Below are 24,899 nucleotides of genomic sequence, written 5' to 3' on the forward strand. Positions count from 1 at the left end.
AGAAGGGGACTACAAAGGCTTGGGAACACTGCCGACGGAGGTGTCTGATTTTGATCTGCTTTGGCTGAAAAACAGTCATTGCCCGGCCCGTCCCTGTCACAGTGCGGCCGGACTGCAACGCGGGACGGCGTCAGATTCGGAAGAGGGGATTTGGGGCACTCTACCCCTCGATCATCTCGCGCACCTTGGCGGTCAATTGGTCGAAGGCGAAGGGCTTGGTGATCATCTGCATGCCGGTTTCCAGGAAGCCTGCACGGGCGCCGGCGTTTTCCGCGTAGCCGGTAATGAACAGGACCTTGAGGTCCGGGCGCATCTGGCGGCCGATGTCCGCCAGTTGGCGGCCGTTCATGCCGGGCAGGCCGACATCGCTGATCATCAGGTCGATGCGTTGGGTGGATTCGAGAATCGGCACGGCGCCCACGGCGTCGCCGGCTTCCAGATAGGCGTAGCCCAGCTCGCCCAACACCTGGCTGACCAGGGCGCGCACGGCAGGGTCGTCCTCGACGATAAGGATGGTTTCGCCTTCCCGCGCCTCAATGGCCTGGTGGTCCAGTGTCGTTTCTTCGTCAGCCTTGTGGCCGTGGAAGCGCGGCAGAAACAGCTGGACCGTGGTGCCATGGCCGACTTGACTCTCGATGGCGACGTGGCCGTGAGATTGCTTGGTGAAGCCATAAATCATCGACAGTCCGAGCCCGGTGCCCTGGCCGATGGGTTTGGTGGTGAAGAACGGATCGAATGCCCGGCTGATCACGCTCTCCGGCATGCCGGACCCGGTGTCGGTCACGCTCAGCACCACATAGTCCCCCGGCAGCAGGTTCTCGTAGGCGTTGGTGAAATCGCGGTCCAGATGACGGTTGAAGGTTTCGATCATCAACATGCCGCCATTGGGCATGGCGTCGCGGGCATTGAGCACCAGGTTGAGCAGTGCGCTTTCCAGTTGGTTGGGGTCGGCTTCGGCGGTCCACAGTCCCTCCGCAAGGCACATGTCCAGGCGAATGCTCTCGTTGACACTGCGATGCAGCAACTCGCCCATGGAGTTGACCAGTTCGTTCATTTCCACCGGCTTTGAATCCAGCGATTGGCGACGGGAAAACGCCAACAGACGATGGGTCAATGCGGCGGCTCGGTTGGCCGAGGTGACGCCCAGATCGATCAAGCCATCCAGGTCTTCGGTGCGGCCGCGCGCCAGACGCCGGCGCAGCAGTTCCAGACTGCCGATGATGCCGGTGAGCATGTTGTTGAAGTCGTGAGCGATGCCGCCGGTGAGTTGCCCAACGGCTTCCATTTTCTGCGATTGGCGCAGCACTTCCTCGTTGTGCCGCAGCTGCGAAGTGCGCTCTTCGACCTGTTGTTCAAGGGTTTCGTTGAGGCGGCGCAACTGGGTTTCGGCGAGCTTGCGCTCGGTGATGTCCGAGGTCACTCCCGTCAGCAGACTGACCCGCCCGTTGCGCGCGCGTATGGCGCGGGCGCGCACGTCCACCCAGTGCAGCGAGCCATCGGCCCAGACGTTGCGAAACTCGATGACGAAGTCATCGCCGGTGTCCAGGCTGCGCTGCAACGCGGATTGCATGCGCGGCTGGTCTTCCGGATACACCGATGCGAGCCAGTCGTGGTAGTTGAAAGGCGCGTTTTCGTCGCGGCCGAAGTGCGCCCGGCTGATGGCCGAACAATCCAGTTCGAGAAATTCGGCTTCCAGTTGCCACGACCCCAGTCGCCCGGCCTTGAGCGCATGTTGCAGACGCTGCTCGCTTTCCAGCAGGTCTTCCATGCGACTGCGCGCTTCGTATTGCCGGCGCCGCCCGCGCACGGCGGTAGTGACCAGACTGACCAGGGTGGCGGGGTGAAACGGACGCTCGAGGAAGGTCACGTTCCCGAGCATCTTGCCCAGACGGGCGGAGGGGTTCTGTTCAGGGCCACCGTGATGAGTCAACAAGACGATGGGAAAGTCTGACCAGGCTGGCTGGTTGGCCAACAGGCTCAGCAGCGGGTTCAGCTCGACCCCGCGCAGCGCCTCGTCAGCCACGATGGCCAGGCCGGCGCCGGAAATCAGCTCTTTGCACAGGCCCGCCAGATCGTGGGTGATGATGGCCGGGAAACCTGCCTCCTGCAGGATCATCAAGGCGATCTGGCTGTCCCTGCCGCGAGGGGCCAGGACGATAGCGCGTTCCGACAGTTGTCCGGGTGTACTCACGCGTCCTCATCCCGCAACAACGGATTGCTCTCGCCAAAATAATGCGGTACGCCGCGCAGCACGCCTTGAAAGGCTTCCAGAGGGGCGCCGATCTTCAAACCGTTGCCACTGATGCGGTATTCGCGGATGGTCGATTCATGAGTCCCCGTACGTTTCTTGATGATGGAAATGGCCCGACGGACTTTGCCCAGTGCTTCGAAATAACGCAACAGAATCACGGTGTCTGCCAGGTAAGTGATGTCAACCGGGGCACGCATGTCGCCGACCAGCCCGTGCTGAGCCACGGTCATGAAGGTCGACGCACCCTGACGGTTGAGGAACAGCAGCAGCTCGTGCATGTGCAGCACCAGCGCATTCTCTTCCGGCATGGCCGCCTGATAGCCGTTGAGGCTGTCGATGACCACGGTCCGGATCTGTTTTTCGTCGACGCTGCGGCGCACTCTATGGGAAAACTCGCCGGGCGACAGTTCGGCGGCGTCCACCTGCTCGATCAGAAGATTACCCGTCTGCTGCAGGGCAGCGAGATCAATGCCCATCTTCTTCATGCGCTCGAACAGCAGGCCCATTTCCTCGTCGAAGATGAACAACCCGACTTTTTCACCCCGGGCCACGGCCGCTGCGGCGAACACCAATGAAATCAGCGATTTACCCGTACCAGCCGGGCCCAGGACCAGCGTGCTGGAGCCGCTGTCTATACCGCCCCCGAGCAGCGCGTCGAGTTCGGGAAGGTTGCTGCTCATCTGCCTGCTCTGGTAGCCATTGCGGTGCTCTGCCGCCACCAGTCGCGGGAAAACATGGATACCGTCTTCCATTATGGTGAAGTCGTGGTAACCGCCGCGGTACTTCTGGCCGCGGTACTTCACGATCCGCAGGCGGCGGCGCTCGGCGCCGTAACTGGGGGTCAGTTCTTCGAGGCGGATGACCCCGTGGGCGACGCTGTGGACAGTCTTGTCCAGGGACTCGGTCGTCAGGTCGTCCAGCAGGATGACCGTGGCGTCGTAACGTGTGAAGTAGTGCTTGATCGCCAGAATCTGACGGCGGTAGCGCAGCGAGCTTTGCGCCAGCAGGCGGATTTCCGAAAGACTGTCGATCACCACTCGCGACGGCCGGACCCGTTCCACGACTTCGAAAATCTGTTTGGTGGCTTCGCCCAGCTCGAGGTCCGAGGAGTACAACAGGCTCTGCTGGTGCTCGGCGTTGAGCAGGTCTTCGGGCGGTGTCAGCTCGAAGACCTTGATGTGGTCGTCCAGCTCCCAGCCATGGGACCTGGCACCGTCGCGCAGTTCGCGCTCGGTCTCGGACAGTGTGATGTACAGGCCCTTCTCGCCTGCGGCCGCGCCTGCCAACAGAAATTGCAGGGCTACGGTGGTCTTGCCGGTTCCGGGTTCTCCTTCGAGAAGAAACACATGACTGCGTGAAAGACCACCCGCGAGGATGTCGTCCAGGCCCACGATGCCGGTTGCCGCTTTTGATGTAGTCAAGAATCGCCCTCTTGCGACCTGAGAAAAGGTGGGCGCCGATCTGTTCCTCGGTCACCCAGGCAGCGACGATGACCGGGTCATTCCGGTTCGATGCTGCCATCACTCTGGACCCTAGCCACCTGTAACCGTTCAGTTTTTCGCCACATGCCACGCTATTTCGTGAGAGCTGTCGCGGTTCGGTCCGGCAAATGGCGCAACCGTGGCCTGCGACCGCAGACCCGGCTTGTTATAGTCCGGCGCGATGGATTTCACCTAATGCCAGTCATTCAAGGATCACCGCCGTGTCCGACTACAGCGCTTTCAAGGTCGAACTCAACGACCATATCGCCCACGTGCAAATCAATCGCGCGGATAAGATCAACGCGATGAACGCGGCATTCTGGAGCGAAATCATCGATATTTTCCAGTGGATCGAAGACACCGACGATGTACGCGTGGTGGTACTCAGTGGCGCGGGCAAGCATTTTTCGTCGGGGATCGACTTGATGCTGCTGGCCTCGGTGGCGAACGAGCTGGGCAAGGACGTCGGTCGCAATGCGCGCCTGTTGCGGCGCAAGATTCTGCAGATGCAGGAATCCTTCAGCGTCGTCGATCGTTGCAGCAAGCCGGTGCTGGCGGCGGTTCAGGGGTATTGCATCGGCGGTGCCATCGACCTGATCAGCGCCTGTGACATGCGGTATGCCGCCGATGATGCGCTGTTCTCCATCCGCGAGATCGACATGGGCATGGCCGCTGACGTCGGCACCTTGCAGCGTCTGCCACGGCTGATCGGCGACGGCATGATGCGCGAGATGGCCTACACCGGTCGCAACGTTAAGGCTGACGAGGCGCTGCGTATCGGTCTGGTCAATCGCACCTGGCCCGATCTGTCGTCATTGCTTGAGGGCGTCTTCGAAATCGCCCGTGAAATCGCGGCCAAATCTCCCATCGCCATCAGCGGCAGCAAGCGCATGATCGGTTACATGCGTGATCACACTGTCGACGATGGTCTTGAATACGTTGCCACCTGGAACGCTGCCATGTTGCAATCAGCAGACCTGAAGCTGGCGATGGTTGCTCACATGGGCAAACAGAAACCGGTTTTCGATAATTGACCGGCGAACCCGAATTCGCCGGCACCTGTTGCCGTTGAGCCTCGCGTGCAGAGCCTCGGGCGGCACAGGCCGTTGATGTGAGGAGTGCTTTGATGACGCGCCCGAGGCGTTGGACCACCGCTGTACTGGACACTCAGGCAGCAGGCGGGTGGGCCGTGGTCCACAGTGACCAGGGTTTTCTGCTGGACGGTAATGGTGTGATGTTCCCCCGCGAGTGGCTCAAGCGTCAGGAGCTGCCGCTGATGAGCGAGCACGGGATCGGCCATTTCGACGGCGAGCCGGTGTACGTGCAGGTGCTCAGGCATCCGGTCGAGCTCGAAGGCACACAATGGCAGACCTTGCGTCAGTTCATGCTTGCCGACGACGCCGACACGTTCGCCAAGCTCGGTTACGCCGCGCAGATCAGCACCTGGGCCAGGGAGCATCGGTTCTGCGGCAGTTGCGGTCAGCCGATGCAGCAAGTACCGGGAGAGCGGGCGATGTATTGCAAGGACTGTGATTTGCGCGCCTACCCGCGTATCTCACCGAGCATGATCGTGCTGATTACCCGGGGCGACGAGGTGTTGCTGGCCCGCTCGCCGCGATTCGTGACCGGCGTCTACAGCACCCTGGCCGGGTTTGCCGAGCCGGGCGAGTCTGCCGAGGATTGCGTGCGCCGCGAGGTCATGGAGGAAGTGCAGATCAAGGTGAAGAACATCCAGTACAAAGGCAGCCAGTGCTGGCCGTTCCCGCACTCGATGATGCTGGGCTTCCACGCCGAATACGAGAGTGGCGAGATCGTGCCACAGGCAGACGAGATCGAAGATGCGCAATGGTTCAGCATTCACGACATGCCGCCGTTACCGGCCAGTCGTTCCATTGCGCGCTATCTCATCGACTCGTATCTGGCAAAGCGTATGGGCTTAGTTGAACCAGTGCTGCCAGGCCAGGCGGACGGTTAATCCCAGTACCACGGTGATGAACACAGGGCGGATGAATTTCGCGCCGCCCTGGATGGCCGTTCTGGCACCCAGGAATGCGCCCACCATCAACGCCGAACCCATCGCCAGGCCAATCGCCCAGTCCACCGAGCCGTTGATCGCGAAGACCGTCAGCGCCGCGGCATTGCTGACGAAGTTCATGCTGCGCACCACGCCGCTGGCTTTCACCAGATCCACCGGGTACATCAGCAATGTGCTCACGGTCCAGAACGCGCCGGTGCCTGGCCCAGCCACGCCATCATAGAAACCCAGGCCGAATCCTTGAGTCGACTGCCATTTCGTCTTGATCGGTGCATCGCTGTCCAGGGGGGCTTTGGGCGTACCGCCAAACAGCAGGTACAGGCCGCAGCCGAAGACGATCACCGGGAGCATTTGATTGAGCAACTCGGCGGGCAGGTAGTGCGCAACGACCGCGCCGATCAACGCGCCGACGGCCGTGCCGATCAGTGCGCGGGTCCACTGCCTTGGGTGAAACAGCTTGCGCCGGTAGAAGGTAAAGCCGGCGGTGGCCGAACCGAACGTCGAGCTGAGTTTATTGGTGCCCAGTACCAAGTGCGGCGGCAGACCGGCGGTGAGCAGGGCAGGGGTGGTCAACAGGCCGCCGCCACCGGCAATGGCATCGATGAAGCCGGCAACGAACGCGACAACGGCAAGCACCAGCAACGTGGTGGGTTCTACGGAGAGTTCAAAAGGCATGGAGGCAGGCTTACTTGGCAGATGGGCAGAAAGGCTGCCCGAAAGCCGGGATTCTACCTGTAAGCCGTGCCTTTTGGGCGCTGCTTTGCGGTTGATTCTGCAGACAACGGTGCCTCAAATATCCGAAACCGTTACCCAGCGCATTTCGTTCGCAGCCATCCGGATCGCGGTCGCCAGCCGCTCTATTTCCAGCGCTTCGGCGAAGTCCGGGCCATCGTTGCCGGTGCCCGCAAGCGCCTTGACCAGCGCCAGCACCTCCAGCGTCTTCAGCTCGTTGTAACCCAGTTGATGACCCGGCGCCGGGCAGAACGCCGCATACCCAAGCTGCGTCGGCCCCGCCAGAATCCGCTGGAACCCGTCACGCCCCGGTTCACCCGCGCGGTAAAGACGCAGTTCGTTCAAGCGTTCCTGATCGAACGCAAGGGTCCCCTGGGTGCCGCTGATCTCGAAGCTGAGGTGGTTTTTGTAGCCGTGCTTCAGCCAACTGCTGGCGAAGGTGCCGCGTGCGCCGTTGGCGAAGCGCAGCAAGGCGTAGGTCTGGTCGTCGATGCCAATCGAACGCTGTTCATCGCTGCCCCGGGTCGCCGGCCGTTGCCCGTGAACGGTCTGGGAGTCGGCGCACACCGCTTCGACATCGCCCAACAGATAGCGCGCCATCGCCAGCAGATGACTGCCCAGGTCGGCCAGCGCGCCACCGGCATGGGCCTGTTCGCAACGCCACGACCACGGCGACTGCGGATCGCCCATGAAGTCCTCGCTGAACTCGCCCTGGAAACTGACGATCTGCCCCAGTTCGCCACTGTCGATCATCTGCTTCGCTAGCCCGATCATCGGGTTGTGCTGATAGTTGTAGCCGACCCGCGTCACCGCGCCAGAGGCTTTGGCTGCACGCTGCATCTCCCGGGCCTGCTCAAGGCTGACGGCCAGTGGTTTTTCGCAGTACACCGCCTTGCCCGCCTCAAGTGCCGCCATTGCCATGGGGAAGTGCAGGTGATTGGGCGTGGTGATCGCCACCAGCTGCACGGCCGGATCATTGATCAGTTGTTCCCAGTTGCTGTGGCTGTGATCGAATCCCCAGGCGCGGGCGCACTGTTCAGCGCGTTCAGCGTCGGCGTCGGCCAATGCGGCAAGTTTGAGGTTGAAGGGAAGCTCGAACGTGGTACGGGCGTTGTGGAAGGCCAGGGCGTGGGCCCGACCCATGAAGCCAGTGCCGATAAGGCCGACACCCAGATCCGGAAGCGAAGAGTCGCGCATGACAGCGTCCTTGGAGGTTGTTGTTATGCGGAAAATGTATTCTTTGAGTGCACAGGATGGAATCTTTATTCCATCAGATAAGCCTCAGATTCGCCTCAGCCGAGTGAAGTCTTGTGGCAGTTCTGTAGCAGTCCGGCCGGGCGGCGTTCGGCTTGCCGGCGGTGACATCATTGAAATCGCCACCGCCGGCAAACGGAACGCGGCCCGGCCGGACTGCTACAGGTTCAGTGCGGGCGCGGTGCTGCGCTGTGTCAGGAGAGAAAACCGCCATCCACATTCAGCGCCACACCCGTGGTGTAACTCGATGCATCGCTGGCCAGGTACAGGACTGTCCCGGCCATCTCGCTGGGCGCTGCGACGCGGTTGAGCGGGATCTGCAGCAGCGCCGTGTTGAGGATCTTCTCGTTACTCACCAGCGCCGAGGCGAATTTGGTGTCGGTCAAGCCTGGCAGCAGGGCGTTGCAGCGAATGCCGAACTGCGCGCATTCCTTGGCGAAGACCTTGGTCATGTTGATCACCGCCGCCTTGGTCACCGAGTAAATGCCCTGGAAGACGCCTGGCGAAACCCCGTTGATCGACGCCACGTTGATGATGCTGCCGCCGCCGTGTTCGCGCATCAGCTTCCCGGCTTCCACCGACATGAAGAAGTAGCCGCGGATGTTGACGTCGACGGTCTTCTGGAACGCCCCGAGGTCGGTGTCTAGCACGTTGCAGAATTGCGGGTTGGTGGCGGCGTTGTTCACCAGAATATCCAGCCGGCCGAACGTTTCGCGAATGTGCGCGAACACGCTGGTGATCTGTTCCATTTCGCCGATGTGACAGGCAATTGCCGTGGCCTTGCCGCCGTCGGCGATGATCGCGTCGGCGACCTGCTGGCAACCTTCAATCTTGCGGCTGGAGACAATGACGTGGGCGCCTTGCTGGGCCAGCAGTTTGGCGATGGCCTCGCCGATGCCCCGGCTGGCGCCGGATACGAAGGCGATCTTGCCGTCGAGGTCGAACAGTTGGGTCTTGGACATGTTGTCTTCCTTATCGTGTCGCAATCGGAGTACGTGCTCGCAAGCGGTAAACGTTGACTCAAAGGCTGGAGCGGTCGATGACCTGCAACGCCATGTGCTCCAGCAGTTTGTTCATGTGAATGAACTGGGCGAAGCGTTTATCCTGGGTCTGGCCGTGGAAGAAGCGGTAGTAGATCTGTTGCACGATCCCCGCAAGGCGGAACAGGCCGTAGGTGTAGTAAAAGTCGAAGTTGTCGATACGGATGCCGGAGCGTTCGGCGTAGTAGGCCACGAACTGTTCGCGGGTCAGCATCCCCGGCGCATGACTGGGCTGGCGACGCATCAGTTGCACCGGCGCCGGGTCGTCGGCCTGAATCCAGTAAGCAAGACTGTTGCCCAAGTCCATCAGTGGATCGCCGAGGGTGGTCAATTCCCAGTCCAGCACGCCGATGATCTGCATCGGGTTGTCCGGGTCGAGAATCACGTTGTCGAAGCGGTAGTCGTTGTGCACGAGGCTCGATTGCGGAGGGTCGCCGGGCTTTTTCTCGTCCAGCCAACGCGCGACGTTCTCCCAGCTTGGCGCGTCCGGCGTGCGGGCCTTGTCATAACGCTCGGTCCAGCCGCGAATCTGGCGCTCGACGTACCCCTGAGGCTTGCCGAGATCGCCCAGTCCGCAAGCGGTGTAATCCACCTGATGCAGGTCTACCAGCTTGTCGATGAAGCTTTTGCACAGCGCCTCGGTCTGCACGGCGTCGAAGTTCATTTCAGCCGGCAGTTCGGAGCGCAGGATGATGCCCTTGACCCGCTCCATGACGTAGAACTCGGCACCGATCACCGATTCATCGGTGCAGTGAACGTAAGCCTTGGGGCAATACGGGAAGGCGTCCTTGAGCTGATTGAGGATGCGGAATTCGCGGCCCATGTCGTGGGCGCTTTTGGCCTTGTGGCCGAATGGCGGGCGCCGTAATACGAATTCCTGCTCGGGGTACTTCAACAGGTAGGTCAGGTTGGACGCGCCACCGGGAAACTGGCTGATCTGCGCGGTGCCACTCAGGCCTGGAATCTGGGCCTTGAGGTAGGGATCGATCAACGCAGCGTCGAGTTCTTCGCCGGATCGAACCTGGGTGGACTGGTCGGTTAGCGCCATGCTTATCCCTGCTGTTTATTTTGGAGTGTCAGGATCATTGACTAATCTAATGCGCCGCCGACTCCCCGAACAAGCGCTGCAGGGCTTTATTGGCGAGCGTGTTACAGGTCGATCAGCGGTCCTGATCCGTGCGTTCGACAAACTCTGGAGCAAAAAAAACCGAAGCCGCGGGACTTCGGTTTTTTTGACGAAAGCGCTTTCTGATGCAAGCGCGCTCCCGCCCAACTGGTTCTCGTGATCTTACGACGGGAACAGGTCGCTCAGCTTCATTGCCAGCATCATGTCGCCTTCAGCGCGCAGTTTGCCGCCCATGAAGGCCTGCATGCCGTCGGTTTCGCCGCTGACGATGCCTTCCAGGGTTTCGCCGTCCATCACCAGTGTCACCTGGGCGTCCGGGTTCTCGCCTTCCTGCAGTTCGCAGGTCTTGTCCTTGACGATCAGCGAAAAGTTTTTGGTTTCATCGATACGGAAACCGAAGACCAGGTCCAGGCCCGCAGCGGCTTCTGGGTTGAACTTGGCTTTCATCGCTTGTACGGCATCGGCTACGGAGGTCATGGTGTCTTCCTTTTATATGAGTGATTGCAGGCACCTTGCGGGTGCGTTTGGCCGGGCTCAGCGGTAAGTGATGAGCTCCGGCGCCTTCATCAGTTGCAGATGCGCATGACTGTTGAAGGAAGCCAGTGACACCTCGCGGCCCCGAAACTTCAGTTGGTTGAGCGAGGTGTTGACGATTTGCCAGTTGAGTTCGAATGCCTGATTGGCCGGCATCCGGGTGATCAGGTGCAGCAGGGCCGTGATCGTGCCGCCGGAGGTGAATACGGCGATGCGGTCGCTGGGGCCGGCGCTGTCCAGAATGCGGTCCAGCCCGGCCTGTACCTGAGCGACGAACGCCAGCCAGCTTTGCAGGGCAGGGGTGTCGTGTTCGCCGCCGAGCCAGCGACCGATGATCAGGGCGAACAGACGCTGAAATTCGGCACGGTTGTGGGCCGCGTTGCGCATGACTTCGAGCGCTTCGGGCTCGTCCGGCAACATGGCCGGGAGGAGGGCGCGAATCACCGCTTCGGCGTCGAACTCGTTGAAGGCGTGATCGGTTTCCAGGTTGGGTGTCTTGAGGCCGGCGGCGTCGAGGCAGGCCATGGCGGTTTCGGCGGTATGGCGCTGGCGAAACAGACTGCCGGACAGGCACCGGTCGAAGGTCAGCCCCAACTGCGCCAGATGCGCGCCGAGCACTTCGGCCTGGCGATAACCGGTCGGCGACAGCACGTCATAGTCGTCTGCACCAAAGGAGGCCTGGCCATGTCTTATCAGATAGATGCTGCCCACGTCCGCGTCTTCCCGGCACGCTGAAAGTGATGCGAGGTTATGAGCAGCGCGCCGGGTCTGTCAATGAAAAAACATACGCTTGTTTGAATTGTGCGAATGTCGGGATCTTTGACGGTCGTGTGGCTGGCTCGGCGCAAGGTGCGTCGGTATGCTGGGTGCCATTCGCGATCCTGTACCGAGGATCTGCCGTGTAGGTAAGGAGTACTTGTGGAGTTCATTTTCGATTACGCCAGCTTTCTGGCAAAGACGGTCACCGTGGTGATCGCCATCGTGGTGGTGCTGGTGGCCATCGCGTCGATGCGCGGCCGGGGTCGTCGCAGCGGTGGCGGTCAGTTGCATGTGACCAAGCTCAACGATTTCTACAAGGGCTTGCGCGACCGCCTTGAAGGCTCGTTGCTGGACAAGGCGCGGTTGAAGGCGCTGCGCAAGGCCCAGGCCAAAGACCTGAAAAAAGAGAAGAAGCAGCCGGACACCAAGCCGCGTGTCTACGTGCTGGATTTCGATGGTGACATCAAGGCCTCGGCCACCGAGAACATGCGCCATGAGATCACCGCGCTGCTGACCCTGGCGACCGAAAAGGACGAAGTGGTCCTGCGTCTGGAAAGCGGCGGGGGCATGGTTCACAGCTATGGCCTGGCATCCTCGCAACTGGCGCGCATTCGTCAGGCGGGCATTCCGCTGACCATCTGCATCGACAAAGTCGCGGCCAGCGGTGGCTACATGATGGCCTGCATCGGTAATCGCATCATCAGCGCACCCTTCGCGGTACTGGGCTCGATTGGCGTCGTGGCCCAGTTGCCCAACGTCAATCGCTTGCTGAAGAAGCACGACATCGACTTTGAAGTGCTGACCGCCGGTGAGTACAAGCGCACCCTGACCGTATTCGGCGAAAACACCGAAAAGGGCCGCGAGAAGTTTCAGCAGGATCTGGACATTACCCACGAGCTGTTCAAGAACTTCGTCGCCAGTTATCGCCCGCAGTTGCAGATCGATGAAGTCGCGACCGGTGAGGTCTGGCTGGGCATGGCCGCCAAGGACAAGCAATTGGTCGACGAACTGAAAACCAGCGACGAGTACCTGTCCGAAAAGGCCAGAACCGCCGAGGTATTCCATCTGCATTACGCCGAACGCAAGAGTCTGCAGGAGCGCGTAGGCCTGGCGGCCAGCGGTTCGGTTGACCGTCTGGTGACGGGCTGGTGGAGCCGGTTGATGCAGCAGCGTTTCTGGTAGACAGGATGAGCCTGCATGCCATGCCCTTGTAGACGCCCGGCCGGGCGGCTACATGAGAGTGGCGTACCAGCGATAAACGAAAAGCCCCGGTTTCTCACGAAACCGGGGCTTTTTGTTGCGCGTCGATCAGCGTCGAATCAACGACGACGGAACAGCGGCAGTGGCTCGTCGGTGGCGGCCTGATAGGTCACCGAGAAATCTTTCAGGCTTTCCAGTGCTTCGTACGGGTCTTTGTCCGCACGGATCGCAAACGCGTCGAAACCACAGCGATGCAGGTAGAACAACTGGTCGCGCAGCACGTCACCAATGGCACGCAGCTCGCCCTTGAAGCCGTAACGATCACGCAGCAGGCGTGCGTTGGAGTAGCTGCGGCCGTCGGTGAACGCCGGGAAGTTCAGGGCAATGACCTGGAACTGATTGGCGTCATCACCGATTTCCTCGGCTTCTTCATCGCTGTCCAGCCACACACCCAGACCGCCGTCGCGGGCCTTGAGGGCGTGACCGTGCTCGCGCCACAGCGACAGCGGCACGATCAGGTCGTCGCAGTTGGAGAGGCTGTCGAACTCGGTGTCCTTGGGCAGCAGGTGCCAGGTCTCGTCGATGACTTCGTTGTTCTTAATGATTCGCTGCATAGACGCGCTCCTTGAAAGGGTCGATGCCGATACGCTGGTAAGTGTCGATGAAGCGCTCGTCTTCGTTGCGTTTCTCAACGTAGACATTGATCAGCTTCTCGATCACGTCCGGCATGGCGTCCTGCGCGAACGACGGGCCAAGGATCTTGCCCAGGCTTGCATCCCGGCTGGCGCTGCCGCCCAGGGAAACCTGATAGAACTCTTCGCCTTTCTTGTCCACGCCCAGAATGCCAATGTGGCCGACGTGGTGGTGGCCGCAGGCGTTCATGCAGCCAGAGATGTTCAGGTCCAGTTCGCCGATGTCGAACAGGTAGTCCAGGTCGTCGAAACGGCGCTGGATGGATTCGGCGATCGGGATCGACTTGGCGTTGGCCAGCGAGCAGAAATCACCGCCAGGGCAGCAGATGATGTCGGTCAGCAAACCGATGTTCGGCGTGGCGAAACCTTGCTCGCGCAACTCGCCCCACAGGGTGAACAGCCGGCTTTGCTCGACATCGGCCAGGATCACGTTCTGCTCGTGGGAGGTGCGCAGTTGGCCGAAGCTGTAGCGGTCTGCCAGATCCGAGATGCCGTCCAGTTGCTTGTCGGTGACATCACCCGGCGCAACGCCGGTCGGTTTCAGCGACAGGGTCACGGCCGCATAGCCAGTCTTCTTGTGCGCCAGCACGTTACGCGAACGCCAGCGGGCGAAACCCGGGTGTTCCTTGTCCAGCTGAGCCAGTTCTGCGCTGTAGTCAGCCAGGGCCTTGTACTCAGGGTCGACGAAGTGCTTGGCGACGCGATGCACTTCGGCTTCGGTGAGGGTGGTCTGGCCGCCACGCAGGTGGGCCATTTCCGCCTCGACCTTCTCGGCGAAGACTTCAGGGGTAAGCGCCTTGACCAGAATCTTGATCCGCGCCTTGTACTTGTTGTCGCGACGACCGTAGCGGTTGTACACGCGCAGGATGGCATCCAGGTAGCTCAACAGGTCCTGCCATGGCAGGAACTCGTTGATGAACGCGCCAACCACTGGCGTACGACCCAGACCGCCGCCGACCAGCACGCGGAAACCCAGCTCGCCCGCGGCGTTCTTCACCGGCTCAAGGCCGATGTCGTGAACTTCGATGGCGGCGCGGTCGGACGTGGAGCCGTTGATCGCGATCTTGAACTTGCGCGGCAGGTAGGCGAATTCCGGGTGGAAGGTCGTCCACTGACGCACGATCTCGCACCATGGGCGCGGGTCAACCAGCTCATCGGCTGCAACGCCGGCAAACTGGTCCGTGGTGACGTTGCGCAGGCAGTTGCCGCTGGTCTGGATGGCGTGCATCTGCACGGTGGCCAGCTCAGCGAGGATGTCGGGAATGTCTTCCAGCGCCGGCCAGTTGAACTGCACGTTCTGGCGGGTGCTGATGTGCGCGTAGCCCTTGTCGTAGTCGCGGGCGATTTTCGCCAGCATGCGGGTCTGGCGCGAAGTCAGCTGACCGTAAGGGACAGCGACGCGCAGCATCGGGGCGAAGCGCTGGATGTAGAGGCCGTTTTGCAGGCGAAGCGGGCGGAACTCTTCTTCGCTGAGCTCGCCGGCCAGATAGCGGCGGGTCTGGTCGCGGAACTGCTTGACGCGGTCCTCGACGATCCGCTGATCGTACTCGTCGTATACGTACATGGTGGTCCTGTTCTCAGGCGTTTCACTGCTGCTGGGACGACCTGAAAGGCGATGCATGGCCGCCCGATTTCAGGATATCCGAACAAATCTGCGCGCACGGTCGCGCAGCCCCATTAGGAGCCGGGGGAGGTTACCAGTTTGCGGATATGCGCAAAAGTGATGTTTGAATATAAGCAAAGAACCAAACGTGCTAAGCACTTCATCGGCTGCTCATAACCACACTTGTGATGAGGACAAGGCTCGACTTTACTCTGCCCATGGCCGGGGTCAACCGTCTTCGGTCCGCTTCATCTGCAATCACCAATAAGACTGACAAGAGGCGATGCAATGAGTAATCACCACCCTAAAGTTGCCAAGACCGACAGCCATGTGGATGCCTGGGCGATTTTCTTCATCATTATTCTCGTCGTAGGGGCCGCCGTGTTCTGGGTGAGCCACCAGTAGCGCGGGCGCCGTGCCGCCGAACGCCGGGTATAACTTACCCGGTGGCTGCCGATAAGGTATAAGCAGACCTGATTCAGGCGATTGCAGACTTTTCGGCGTTGAGGCTCGGTGTCCATGATCAGGTTTTTCTGTGGCTGCCTCATTCTGGTCGTGAGTGGGCTCTGGCAGGGCGGTGCGTGGGCGGCTTCGGTGGTGTTTCTGAATCCGGGCTCTGCGCAGGACCCCTATTGGTCCAGCTATTCGCGCTTCATGCAGGCGGCGGCTGATCGGCTGGGCATGAATCTGCACGTCCACTACACCGGCCGCGACACCCGCACACTGCTGACCCTGGCGCGCAAGACGCTGCAAGGCAGCGACCGGCCCGACTATCTGGTGTTTTCCAACGAGCTGAACGTCGCCCCCGAAGTGCTGCGCCTGTCGATGGGCAGCGGCGTCAGGCTGATGGCGGTGAACAACACGTTCACCGCCGATCAGTTGAGCATTCTGGGTGATCTGCGCAGCCGCTATCCGGACTTTCTCGGCAGCGTGGTCGCCAACGACGAGGAGGGTGGCTATCTGGTCGCCAGACACCTGATCGCCGCTCATGCGCCGGTGCTTCCCGGCCAGACCATCGACATGCTCGCCTTCTCCGGCACCAACAGCACGCCCGTGTCGTTGCAACGCGAGCGGGGGCTGTATCGGGCGCTGGCCGAGTTTCCGCAGGTGCGTCTGCGGCAGATCGTGCTCGGCGGCTGGCGTCGGGATCGGGCCTACGAGCAGGCGCAGATGCTGCTCAAGCGTTATCCCTCTGTAAGCCTGATCTGGGCCGCCAGCGACCAGATGGCCTTCGGTGTCATGGATGCCGTGCGCGAGGCCGGCAAACAGCCCGGCCGGGACGTGCTGTTGGGCACCATCAACGATTCCACTGCAGCGCTGCAATCCCAGCTCGAGGGGCAATTGAGCGTGGTGGTCGGCGGGCATTTCACCTTGGGCGGCTGGGCGCTGGTACTGCTCAACAACTACGACCATGCCGACAGCAAGACGCGGCAACCGATCGGCACCTGGCGCGTGCGGGCCATGCAGATCAGAGAGCGCCGCGACGCCGTGCAATTCATGCAGGCCAACAACCGTGATGACTACGACATCGACGTTCGCCAGTTCACAGATGGACGCAGCCCGGAAGGGGTGCCGTACCCCTTTGTGCGGGTCGGTGATTCGAACTGATGCAGTGGGTGTTCGGGATGCGGCGCAATAAAACGCTGTGGCCGGTCTCTACTCAGCTTTAAACCGATGATCAGTAAACAGATAAACAATGTGTTTATCGGGAAGGGCCGTTGTCGGGCAGTGAGTTGTCATTGTTGATATTCAACACTTCCAGTGCTCTGTTTAAAACCTTTTAAACTTTCCTTTTCAGATGGCTTCCGCATGCCGTGTCAGAAGTTTCCGTAGGAAATATCCTGATATTTGTAAAGTGGGTTTTTAATTGTAAAAGCGGCTGGCGTTTTTATTAATCACTGGTTAGCGTTTGTCTTCACCGCCACCGGGAACTACGGCGGCGGCACCTGATGTCCCTCGACTGAACAGGCCATGGATTCTCCGCGAGCCCCTGGCGTCGCGTCAACCGTGATTGCGCCGTGTAGAGGCAAAGCGGCCGTCAGGGTATTTGGGATTCAATAACGCTCCCTTTGAAGTTCCCCGGACTTTCCATGAGCCCGAAATAGATAAGCCTGTTCACAGGCATCAACAAACTGGATGGCCTCTCGAACAGACGCAGAGGTATTTAATATAACGCGCACCCACATTGGCAGCTGTGCCACATGGTGGCTGAAGATAACGTCTTCAGTGGCGTGGGTCTTTAATGGGTCCCGGTATTACCTATGAAACTGGAAGAGCATCAGCACGCTGGCATTACCACGATTGATACAGACCTCATCCTTCAGAACACTTATCTGCTGGTGATCGAGTTGCGCATGGGTTCCCGTGCGAGCGGCAGCAAAACGTTGCGCGAAGACTGTATCGCCCAGGTCGAAGACGTGCGCAGCGCATTGCAGAAGGCAGGCATAAGCGCACGCAGCGTCGATCTGATCAGCCACGCGCAATGCGCGCTGCTCGATGAGGCCGTACTGGCCACCACCCGGGACGGCGTTCGACACGCCTGGACCCATGAAACGTTGCAAACGCGGTTCCTTGGGCATCATCGGGCAGGTGAAATGCTGTTTGAGGAGATGCGTCAGGCGCTGAGGGAGCCTGCACCGAACCTTCACGTCCTGACCGTTTACGACCGGGTAATGATGCTGGGATTCCTTGGCGCCTATCGAGCGCTGGAAGACGCAGACCGCTTGAGCCTGATGAGACAGCTCAGGGAGCGCATCCCGCCGCTGCCGCAGGCGCAGGCATTGCCGTCGTCTTTGACCGGTATGACGGAGCCTTCGCAACGTTACCGGCGCTGGCTACGTTCTCCCGCGCTGCACCTTGTCGCCTGCAGTCTGTTCCTGGCCCTCGTGTGGTGGTTCCTTGACCGGTCGCTTGCCAACGCCATCGCCTCACTGTCCCTGGGAGGCATCTGATCATGCTCGCTGTCTTGTTCGATCACAGTCGGCACACACTGCACGTCGACGAGCTTGACGCCGCCCTCGACGTGCTGACGTTCACGGGCGAAGAACGGCTCAGCCAGCCGTTCATCTACGTCATCGAATTCACCTCGGCAAAGCAGGACATCGGCGCCGGACACATGCTTGGCAAAGCGGCACGGTTCACGCTGCACACCGCCCCCCATTTGCTGCCCAAGGCGATTCGCGGGTTGCCGGTGCCCACCGTCGAGCCGCTGCGCATGCTGCGTGGGATGATCACAGGCTTCAAGTGCCTGTCCGCCTCCAGGGACGAGGCACGCTACGAGGTCACGCTCGAGCCGCGCATGGCCCTGTTGTCCCGAGGGCATCAATACCGCCTCTACCAACACCTGTCGGTGCCGGAGATTGTCGACAGCATTCTGCGCGGCCGCCACGGTATGGAAGGGCAGGATTTCCGGTTCCGACTGGTCCGCGAATACCCCCGGCGAGAGCAGGTGATGCAGTTCGGCGAAAGCGATCTGGCGTTCATCTCGCGGCTGCTGGCGCAAGTGGGCATCTGGTTTCGTTTCGTCCACGACGCCCGGCTGGACATCGATGTCATCGAGTTTCACGACGACCAGCGCCACTATCGATGGCCCCGGACCGAGGTGCCATGCCGCTCGCCCTCGGGGCTGGACAGCAATGATCAGGACGCCGTGTGGCAGTTGCAATCCAACCATTGTGTGGTGGAAAAGAACATTCACTTTCGCGCTTACGACCCTCGCCATGCAAACGTCTGGCTTGACGGCGAAGTCGACCAGAGCCGCCGCGCCACCACCACCTACGGCGAGGCCTATCACTACGCTGAGCCCTACACCGTCTTGGGCGACGCGCTGGATCAGGACGAAGACCTCGAGAGTGAAAGCGGCTTTTTCTACGCCCGCCTGCGGCACGAACGTTATCTCAATGCTCAGACGCGTTTAAGCGGCGTCAGCAGCAGTGCGACCCTGTCGCTGGCGCAGATCCTCAACGTCACCGGCGAGGCCCCTCACGCGTTCGAACCTGGCGCGGTGATCACTCGCCTGAGCCTGCGCGCCGCTCGGGACCGCAGCTTCGAAGTCGCTTTCGAGGCCATTCCCTATAGCGAAACCGTATGCTTCCGTCCCCCGGTGCCGCCCAAGCCGCAGATCGCGGGCACTGTCGCTGCGCGGGTGACCGGCGTCAACGCCGACGACCCCTACAGCCACATCGACATGGAAGGTCGCTACAAGGTCAACTTCCTGTTCGACCGCGACACCTGGCAGCCCGGCCATGAAAGCGCCTGGCTGCGTCTGGCCCGCGCCTACGCTGGCGACACTCATGGCCTGCACCTGCCGCTGATTCCCGGCACCGAAGTGGCCGTGGCGTTCGAGCACGGCGACCCCGACCGCCCCTACATCGCCCATGCCTTGCACGATGACCGGCACCCGGACCCGGTGACCCTCGCGGATCGAGACTACACCCGCAACGTGCTGCGCACGCCGGCCAACAACAAACTGCGCATGGAAGACGAGCGCGGCAAGGAACACATCAAGCTGAGCACCGAGCACAGCGGCAAGAGCCAGCTGAATCTGGGCCATCTGGTGGACGCCGAAAAGCACACGCGCGGCGAAGGCTTCGAACTGCGCACCGATGGCCGGGGGGCGATTCGCGGCGGAAAGGGGCTGTTCATCACCGCCGACCAACAGGCCGCCGCGCAAGGCCAGCAACTGGAGATGGCATCGGCCGTCGCGCATTTGCAGCACGCGGTCGAGCAACTGCAAGCGCTGTCGCAGGATGCCCAGGCGAGCAAGGCCGAGCCTGCCGGCGTCCAGGCGCAACTGGACCTGCTGGAGCAGAATCTCGAACAGCTCAAATCAGCCGTTTTGCTGCTCAGCGCACCCCAGGGCATCGCCCTCGCCAGCGGCAAACACGTGCAACTGGCCGCGCACGACAACCTGATGCTCAACGCCGGAGGCGAGGCCGACATCAGCGTGGTCAGGCGGATGTTCGTCGGCGTCGGGCAAGGGCTGAGCCTGTTCGTGCGCAAACTGGGCATCAAGCTGATCGCCAATCAGGGCCCGGTCACCGTGCAGGCGCAGAACGACACCCTGGAATTGCTCGCCCGGCAAGGCCTGAGCATCACCAGCACCGAAGACGAAATCCACATCGTCGCCAAGAAGAAGATCGTGCTCAACGCCGCCGGCAGCTACCTCACCCTCGAACAAGACGGTATCGAGTCGGGGACGGCGGGGGACCACCTGATCAAGGCCGCGAACCTGCGCTTCAAAAAGGGCGCCGCGACCATGGCCGCCGACCATCCCGACTACCCCAGACAGCAGACCCGGCAACCCTTGCGCCTGAAGCTGGCGGCCGCGCCCAACCTTGCCGGCAGTTGGAGCCACATGCCCTACAAGGTCTATGCCGATGGCGGATTGATCAGCGAAGGCGTCATGGACGAAAGCGGGCACGTCGAGATCGACCATCAGGCGGCGACGCAGGAGTACCGGCTGGAAATGGCGAACGGCGTCAGCTACCGGATTCCGACCCCTACCGCTTACAGCAATCCCGAGCAGGGAAGGCTGGCGAACCAGGGCCTGCACCACCACCGCTCGGCCCCCGGCACCCCCGTCAATCAACCGGATTCGCACACCGACCACCGCACGCTCTACGCCGCCGTGCTCAACAACATCGCCGATCAGGAAGAGGAGGCCCCATGACGCTGCCAGAAATCGTCGCGCCCATCGCATTTCAAGACACCGAGACTGTCACCCTGTGCACGCCCTGGTACGTGCAGGACACCGAGTACGCGCCTGCGATGGCAACTTACAAGCCGCTGATCAATGGCGAAGAAACCTTTCGTGCCGTGCATAAGGCCATCGAAAAAGCGACCCAGTCGGTGGACATTATCTGCTGGGGTTTTCAGCCGTCGATGTATTTTATTCGTAAGGGCGGGAAACACCCCCGCATCGGTCAATTACTGCTGAAAAAGGCCCAAGAGGGCGTGAGAGTACGGGTGCTGGGCTGGGAGATGCCATTCAACACCGCAGGTGTGGGAGGCGAAGCCAATCTGCCGGGTAAGGGGCTGGTCTCGCTGGGAGACCGCGCGATGCAAACCTCGACCTGGGAGCAGTACGAATACGACCGCGAATGGTTCGCTGCCTGTTCAATTGCCACCGTTCAGACACCCTGGCGCATCAGTGACAAGCGACCGGCCTACGCCAGTCGCGGTTTCAGCCTGTTCGACCGTGCAGAGATCATCCATCAGGCCAGATCCCACAGCGCCGACCCGGACCTCAGCATCAGCACCCTCGGGGCACTTGGGCTCGCCGTCACCCACCACCAGAAAACCGTGCTGGTGGACTATGAAGCTCCCGAGCGGGCGGTGGGTTTCGTCATGGGCCACAACACCCTTGACGAGTATTGGGACACCGACAGCCATTCTTCGCGCAATCGCGACCCGGCCAGCAAACCTGCCCCCAATGCCGGGCCCCGGGGCGATACACCGCGCCAAGACATCTCCAGCCAGGTGGCCGGGCCGATCCTGGAACACCTACACCACAACTTCGCCACCGCCTGGTTAGACGCCACCGGCGAAGACCTGATGAGCACTCGCGACGCCATGGCATTGGGCAGGCGTTTGAGATGCCCGCCCGGCGAGCAGCGGCAGATGGCCCAGATCCTGCGCACCCAGGCCCAGGAAGGCCGACGCGACATCGAGAAGCTCTACCTGCAAGCGGTGAACAACGCCACGGGTTTCATCTACATCGAAAATCAGTATTTCCGATGGCCACCGCTGGCCGAAGCGATCAAGAAGGCCGCCATCGCCCAGACCAGAGGCGGACGCGATCCCGGTAAACACGGCGCGCTGCACCTGTTCGTGATCACCAACGTCACCGACGATGGCATCGGCAAAGGCACGGTCAACACCCACCGCATGCTCGACAGCCTGGGGCGCGCCGACACCATGCCAAAGATCACCCAGCTTCAGCGCATCGAGTCCGCCAAGGCAAAGGCCGCTGCACAGGAGCCGGACTTGAGTGAACTGATCGAAGACCATGCGTTGACCCTCTTGACCGGGCTGTTGAGCGGGCGTGACAGCACGATCAACGAAAAGGCTCGCGAGAAACAGCGCGACGCCGAACGCTCGGCGGAGTGGCGGATGGCCGTGCTCGAACAGGAGATCAAGGCCATCGAGCAGGAAGTGATCAAGCCCGAAGAAATCCCCAACCTGAAGGTGCACATCTGCTCGCTGGTGGCCCCCGACTCACCCGCGGGCAACTGGATGCCGGTGTACATCCACTCCAAGTTGATGATCGTCGATGACGTCTTCACCACCCACGGCTCGGCGAACATCAACACCCGCAGCATGCAGGTCGACAGTGAGCTGAACATTGCTCATGAGTGGGCGAGTAAGACTCAGGCGTTGAGGCGGAGGTTGTGGGATCTGCATACGGCGGGGGAAGGGATGCAGAACGATCCGAAGGTGGCGTTTGAGGCTTGGCAGAACGTTATCAAGGAAAACAAAAAGAGAAAGGCTGAAAAGGGGGGAGGTAAACCCTATGCCCCCCTCGTCGAGTTTCATTACTGCCCCGCGACGCTGACGAATCTCGACTGATGCGCTTATTACTGCTGCTCGCCTGCCTGACTCTGACTGCCTGTGACAACCGCAACGGGTTATCGCCACCCCCCGACAAGGACATTCCGATGAAATCCCTCGCTGCCATCAAGGACAACTTGGCCTTCACCTGTAGACACGAAGTGCTACCTCCAGCCCCCAGCGAGAGCGATGTGCTGTTTCAGTACGCCCGCTGGCTGCAGAAAAACAACCAACTTATGCATGACCCGAATACCGATCCCGAAATTGCGCGGCTGTATCGCATTGCCGCCGAAAATGGCCATGTAAAAGCCAATATCAATCTGCAAAACGGCAGCCTGCGCGGCAAGTTCAGACTGCGGGGGCATGAGCACCTGCGCTTCAGCCAAGACCTGATCGATGCAGACGTGGCTACGGGGCATTACTTCGTGTCGCTGTTTCTAAAAAACGGCATTGCCGATCTGAATCAGGACATGGAGATGTCTCTGCGCTATCTGCGCAAGGCTGCCGATGAGGGCAGTGCGCAAGCCCAGTACGAAATCGGTGATGCGCTTGCGCCGAGCGATATCGCCCCAGAAGTTGCGGTGCAGATGTACCGCTGTGCCGCAAGTCAAGGCCACGGCGAAGCGGCGTCGACATTGGGAGTTGACCGTAAATACAACAAGCAATATCGAGAAGCGCTCGAAGCATTTCAACTTGGTGTCGCCGCAGGCGATGAAAGCTCCGCCAGTTTTTTGCGCAAGGGTTTTCGAGGGCCAGAACCCACCAACGAACTGTATTACCTTGCTCTCGGGGAGGATATCGAGCGCGCCGCCCGCTACGACATAATCTGGAGCATCCTCGCGGACTACTCCTACGCCCACCCCAAAGTCCCCGAAATCAACGACATCCTCCCGCTCCCACCGGCCACGCTGCCGCCGTGGGACGGCAAGTTGCAATGGCTCGAAGCCCGCGAAGCGAATGTCCCGCCCGAAAAACCGTCCTCAGAGCTGATCCGGCGCCTGACCGAGGACCTGAAACTCGACCCCGCCACCGGCAGGCCGATGCCGGGGGCCAAGGGCTTCAGTCAGGCGCACTTGTCGGCCAAAAACTGCCTCGCCGGCACCCCATGCCCGGTCAGTGGTTACTGGCAGGTTGTCGAGCACGAAGAACTGTTCACACCCGGCGGCCGGCCGATCATCCGTCACTTCGCGCAAGGCGACGTCTTTCCCGTCGAGCAGATGCGCTATTACGAAGCCCGCATCTGGCCGCTGTCCAAGCGCCTGTGCGAAGGCCCGGTGCAGGTCATGTGGAGGTTGGCGTGATGAACCGTGCGTGGGTGTTGTCATGCCTGCTGCTGGCGGGTTGCGACCGCCCCGACACCGAGCAGCAGGCTGGCGTATCGGTGCCGTCACTCAGCGCCATCCAGGAACATCTGGCCTTCACCTGCCAACACGAGGTCATACCCCAAGCCAGTGCCGACAGCGACGTGCTGTTCCAGTACGCCCGTTGGCTGCAGAAAAATAACCAGCTCATGCAGGACCCGAATACCGATCTCGAGATTGCGCGGCTGTATCGCATCGCCGCCGAAAACGGCCATGTCAAAGCCAATATCAATCTGCAAAACGGCAGCCTGCGCGGCAAGTTCAGACTGCGGGGGCACGAGCTCCTGCGGTTCAGTCAAGATTTGATCGATGCAAAGGTGGCAACGGGTTACTACTTCGTGTCGGTTTTTCTAAAGAATGGTATTGCCGACCTGAAGCAGGACTCGGAGATGTCGCTGCGCTTTCTGCGCAAGGCTGCCGACGAAGGCAGTGCGCAAGCCCAGTACGAAATAGGTGAGGCGCTGGCGCCGAGCGACCGGGCACCGGATGTTTCGCGGCAGATGCGCCGCTGCGCGGCTGAGCAAGGTCAGGGGAACGCTGCGCGCGCTTTGGGCGTTGATCTCAAGTTCACCAAGCAATATCAAGACGCGCTGGAAGCATTTCAATTGGGAGTTGCAGCAGGTGATGAATCTTCGGCAGGACGTCTTGCCGAGGGATTCAAAGGGCCTGAGGCAACGAACAAGCTGTATTACATGGACTTGCAAGAGGACTCAGAACGCGCCTCCCGTTACCACCAAATCTGGAGCATCCTCGCCGACTATTCCTACGCCCACCCCAAAGTCCCCGAAATAAACGACATCCTCCCGCTGCCTCCGGCCAAGCTCCCGCCGTGGGACGGCAAGCTGCAATGGCTCGAAGCCCGCGAAGCCAATGTCCCGCCCGAAAAACCCTCCCCAGAGCTGATCCGGCGCCTGACCGAGCACCTGAAACTCGACCCAGCCACCGGCAGGCCCTGGTCGCAATCACCTTCCGTTACCCAATCCACCCAATTGAAAAAGGATTTCGCATGAAAGGCGTCATTCGCATCAGCGACGCAACCAGCAGCGGCGGCGCAGTCACATCCGGCTCCGCGGTGATGATATTCGACGGTCTTGGTGTGGCTCGCGTCGGCGACAGCGTTTTCTGTCCACTGCCAGGTCATGGTGCAAACAGGATTGCCCAGGGCAATTCGGGGTTCAGCGACGATGATGTGCCGGTCGCGTTTGACGGTGACCGTTGTGAGTGCGGCTGCACATTGATCACCTCGCTGCCGGAAATGACCGCGGGCTGAACAGGCTCAA

Annotated in this window: 20 protein-coding genes; 10 read left to right on the forward strand and 10 right to left on the reverse strand. The window is 61.0% G+C overall.

Features of this window, described 5'->3' with window-relative positions; all coding sequences use genetic code 11:
• Window positions 1-160: 160 nt before the first annotated feature.
• Together D3M70_RS14005 and D3M70_RS14010 are read right to left on the reverse strand one after the other, a co-directional pair.
• On the reverse strand, window positions 161-2,191 hold the full coding sequence (locus tag D3M70_RS14005) for a response regulator (RefSeq protein ID WP_120126341.1): 2,031 nt from the start codon (window positions 2,189-2,191) through the stop codon (window positions 161-163).
• Window positions 2,188-3,672 (reverse strand): ATPase domain-containing protein, encoded by a 1,485-nt coding sequence (locus D3M70_RS14010; protein ID WP_120126342.1) that lies wholly within the window; start codon window positions 3,670-3,672, stop codon window positions 2,188-2,190. The genes D3M70_RS14005 and D3M70_RS14010 overlap by 4 nt, the downstream gene beginning before the upstream one ends.
• Before the next feature lie 281 nt (window positions 3,673-3,953).
• Here D3M70_RS14010 and D3M70_RS14015 point away from each other — a divergent pair, with 281 nt between their 5' ends.
• Both D3M70_RS14015 and nudC read left to right on the forward strand, forming a co-directional pair.
• A complete protein-coding gene (locus D3M70_RS14015; RefSeq protein ID WP_120126343.1) occupies window positions 3,954-4,766 on the forward strand; it encodes a crotonase/enoyl-CoA hydratase family protein in 813 nt (270 codons plus the stop codon).
• A 92-nt stretch (window positions 4,767-4,858) separates the two neighbouring features.
• Window positions 4,859-5,707, forward strand: coding sequence for an NAD(+) diphosphatase (nudC, locus tag D3M70_RS14020; protein ID WP_120126344.1), 849 nt, complete (start codon window positions 4,859-4,861; stop codon window positions 5,705-5,707).
• On the opposite strand, the gene D3M70_RS14025 is transcribed toward nudC, so the two are convergent.
• From D3M70_RS14025 to D3M70_RS14050, 6 genes are all read right to left on the reverse strand, one after another.
• Window positions 5,669-6,442 (reverse strand): TSUP family transporter, encoded by a 774-nt coding sequence (locus tag D3M70_RS14025; protein ID WP_120126345.1) that lies wholly within the window; start codon window positions 6,440-6,442, stop codon window positions 5,669-5,671. The genes nudC and D3M70_RS14025 overlap by 39 nt on opposite strands.
• Window positions 6,443-6,556: 114 nt before the next feature.
• Window positions 6,557-7,696, reverse strand: a complete 1,140-nt coding sequence (locus tag D3M70_RS14030) for a Gfo/Idh/MocA family protein (protein ID WP_120126346.1) — start codon at window positions 7,694-7,696, stop codon at window positions 6,557-6,559.
• 251 nt (window positions 7,697-7,947) lie between these two features.
• Window positions 7,948-8,715 (reverse strand): SDR family oxidoreductase, encoded by a 768-nt coding sequence (locus D3M70_RS14035; protein ID WP_120126347.1) that lies wholly within the window; start codon window positions 8,713-8,715, stop codon window positions 7,948-7,950.
• Window positions 8,716-8,773: 58 nt separating this feature from the next.
• Window positions 8,774-9,841 (reverse strand): phosphotransferase family protein, encoded by a 1,068-nt coding sequence (locus D3M70_RS14040; RefSeq protein ID WP_120126348.1) that lies wholly within the window; start codon window positions 9,839-9,841, stop codon window positions 8,774-8,776.
• A 240-nt stretch (window positions 9,842-10,081) separates the two neighbouring features.
• Window positions 10,082-10,396, reverse strand: a complete 315-nt coding sequence (locus D3M70_RS14045) for an SCP2 sterol-binding domain-containing protein (protein WP_110949770.1) — start codon at window positions 10,394-10,396, stop codon at window positions 10,082-10,084.
• A gap of 57 nt (window positions 10,397-10,453) precedes the next feature.
• Entirely contained in the window at window positions 10,454-11,164 is a 711-nt protein-coding gene (locus tag D3M70_RS14050) for a histidine phosphatase family protein (protein WP_120126349.1), read from the reverse strand.
• A gap of 207 nt (window positions 11,165-11,371) precedes the next feature.
• Between D3M70_RS14050 and sohB the strand changes: the two genes are divergently transcribed.
• Window positions 11,372-12,394, forward strand: a complete 1,023-nt coding sequence (gene sohB / locus D3M70_RS14055; protein ID WP_120126350.1) for a protease SohB — start codon at window positions 11,372-11,374, stop codon at window positions 12,392-12,394.
• Window positions 12,395-12,531: 137 nt separating this feature from the next.
• Here sohB and D3M70_RS14060 read toward each other — a convergent pair whose 3' ends face one another.
• Both D3M70_RS14060 and D3M70_RS14065 read right to left on the reverse strand, forming a co-directional pair.
• On the reverse strand, window positions 12,532-13,026 hold the full coding sequence (locus tag D3M70_RS14060; protein ID WP_120126351.1) for a DUF934 domain-containing protein: 495 nt from the start codon (window positions 13,024-13,026) through the stop codon (window positions 12,532-12,534).
• Window positions 13,010-14,668: a nitrite/sulfite reductase gene (locus tag D3M70_RS14065; protein WP_120126352.1), complete on the reverse strand. Its 1,659-nt coding sequence runs from the start codon at window positions 14,666-14,668 to the stop codon at window positions 13,010-13,012. The genes D3M70_RS14060 and D3M70_RS14065 overlap by 17 nt, the downstream gene beginning before the upstream one ends.
• Window positions 14,669-15,226: 558 nt before the next feature.
• On the opposite strand from D3M70_RS14065, the gene D3M70_RS14070 reads away from it, so the two are divergent.
• The 7 genes from D3M70_RS14070 to D3M70_RS14100 all read left to right on the forward strand — a co-directional run bounded on the left by D3M70_RS14070 (window position 15,227) and on the right by D3M70_RS14100 (window position 24,889).
• On the forward strand, window positions 15,227-16,315 hold the full coding sequence (locus D3M70_RS14070) for an ABC transporter substrate-binding protein (RefSeq protein ID WP_120126353.1): 1,089 nt from the start codon (window positions 15,227-15,229) through the stop codon (window positions 16,313-16,315).
• A 653-nt stretch (window positions 16,316-16,968) separates the two neighbouring features.
• Entirely contained in the window at window positions 16,969-17,658 is a 690-nt protein-coding gene (gene tssL / locus D3M70_RS14075) for a type VI secretion system protein TssL, short form (protein ID WP_120126354.1), read from the forward strand.
• 2 nt (window positions 17,659-17,660) lie between these two features.
• Complete coding sequence (locus D3M70_RS14080) at window positions 17,661-20,378, forward strand: type VI secretion system Vgr family protein (RefSeq protein WP_120126355.1); 2,718 nt, start codon at window positions 17,661-17,663, stop codon at window positions 20,376-20,378.
• Window positions 20,375-22,276 carry a phospholipase D-like domain-containing protein gene (locus D3M70_RS14085; protein WP_120126356.1) on the forward strand — a complete coding sequence of 634 codons (1,902 nt, stop codon included), beginning with the start codon at window positions 20,375-20,377 and terminating at the stop codon, window positions 22,274-22,276. The genes D3M70_RS14080 and D3M70_RS14085 overlap by 4 nt, the downstream gene beginning before the upstream one ends.
• Window positions 22,276-23,559, forward strand: coding sequence for a DUF6396 domain-containing protein (locus D3M70_RS14090; RefSeq protein WP_120126357.1), 1,284 nt, complete (start codon window positions 22,276-22,278; stop codon window positions 23,557-23,559). Before D3M70_RS14085 ends, D3M70_RS14090 begins: the two co-directional genes overlap by 1 nt.
• Window positions 23,559-24,629 (forward strand): DUF6396 domain-containing protein, encoded by a 1,071-nt coding sequence (locus tag D3M70_RS14095; RefSeq protein ID WP_120126358.1) that lies wholly within the window; start codon window positions 23,559-23,561, stop codon window positions 24,627-24,629. The genes D3M70_RS14090 and D3M70_RS14095 overlap by 1 nt, the downstream gene beginning before the upstream one ends.
• Window positions 24,626-24,889 carry a PAAR domain-containing protein gene (locus D3M70_RS14100; protein WP_120126359.1) on the forward strand — a complete coding sequence of 88 codons (264 nt, stop codon included), beginning with the start codon at window positions 24,626-24,628 and terminating at the stop codon, window positions 24,887-24,889. Before D3M70_RS14095 ends, D3M70_RS14100 begins: the two co-directional genes overlap by 4 nt.
• The last annotated feature ends 10 nt before the right edge of the window (window positions 24,890-24,899 follow it).

It is taken from the genome of Pseudomonas sp. LS-2 (assembly GCF_003605735.1).
Classification (GTDB): Bacteria; Pseudomonadota; Gammaproteobacteria; order Pseudomonadales; family Pseudomonadaceae; genus Aquipseudomonas.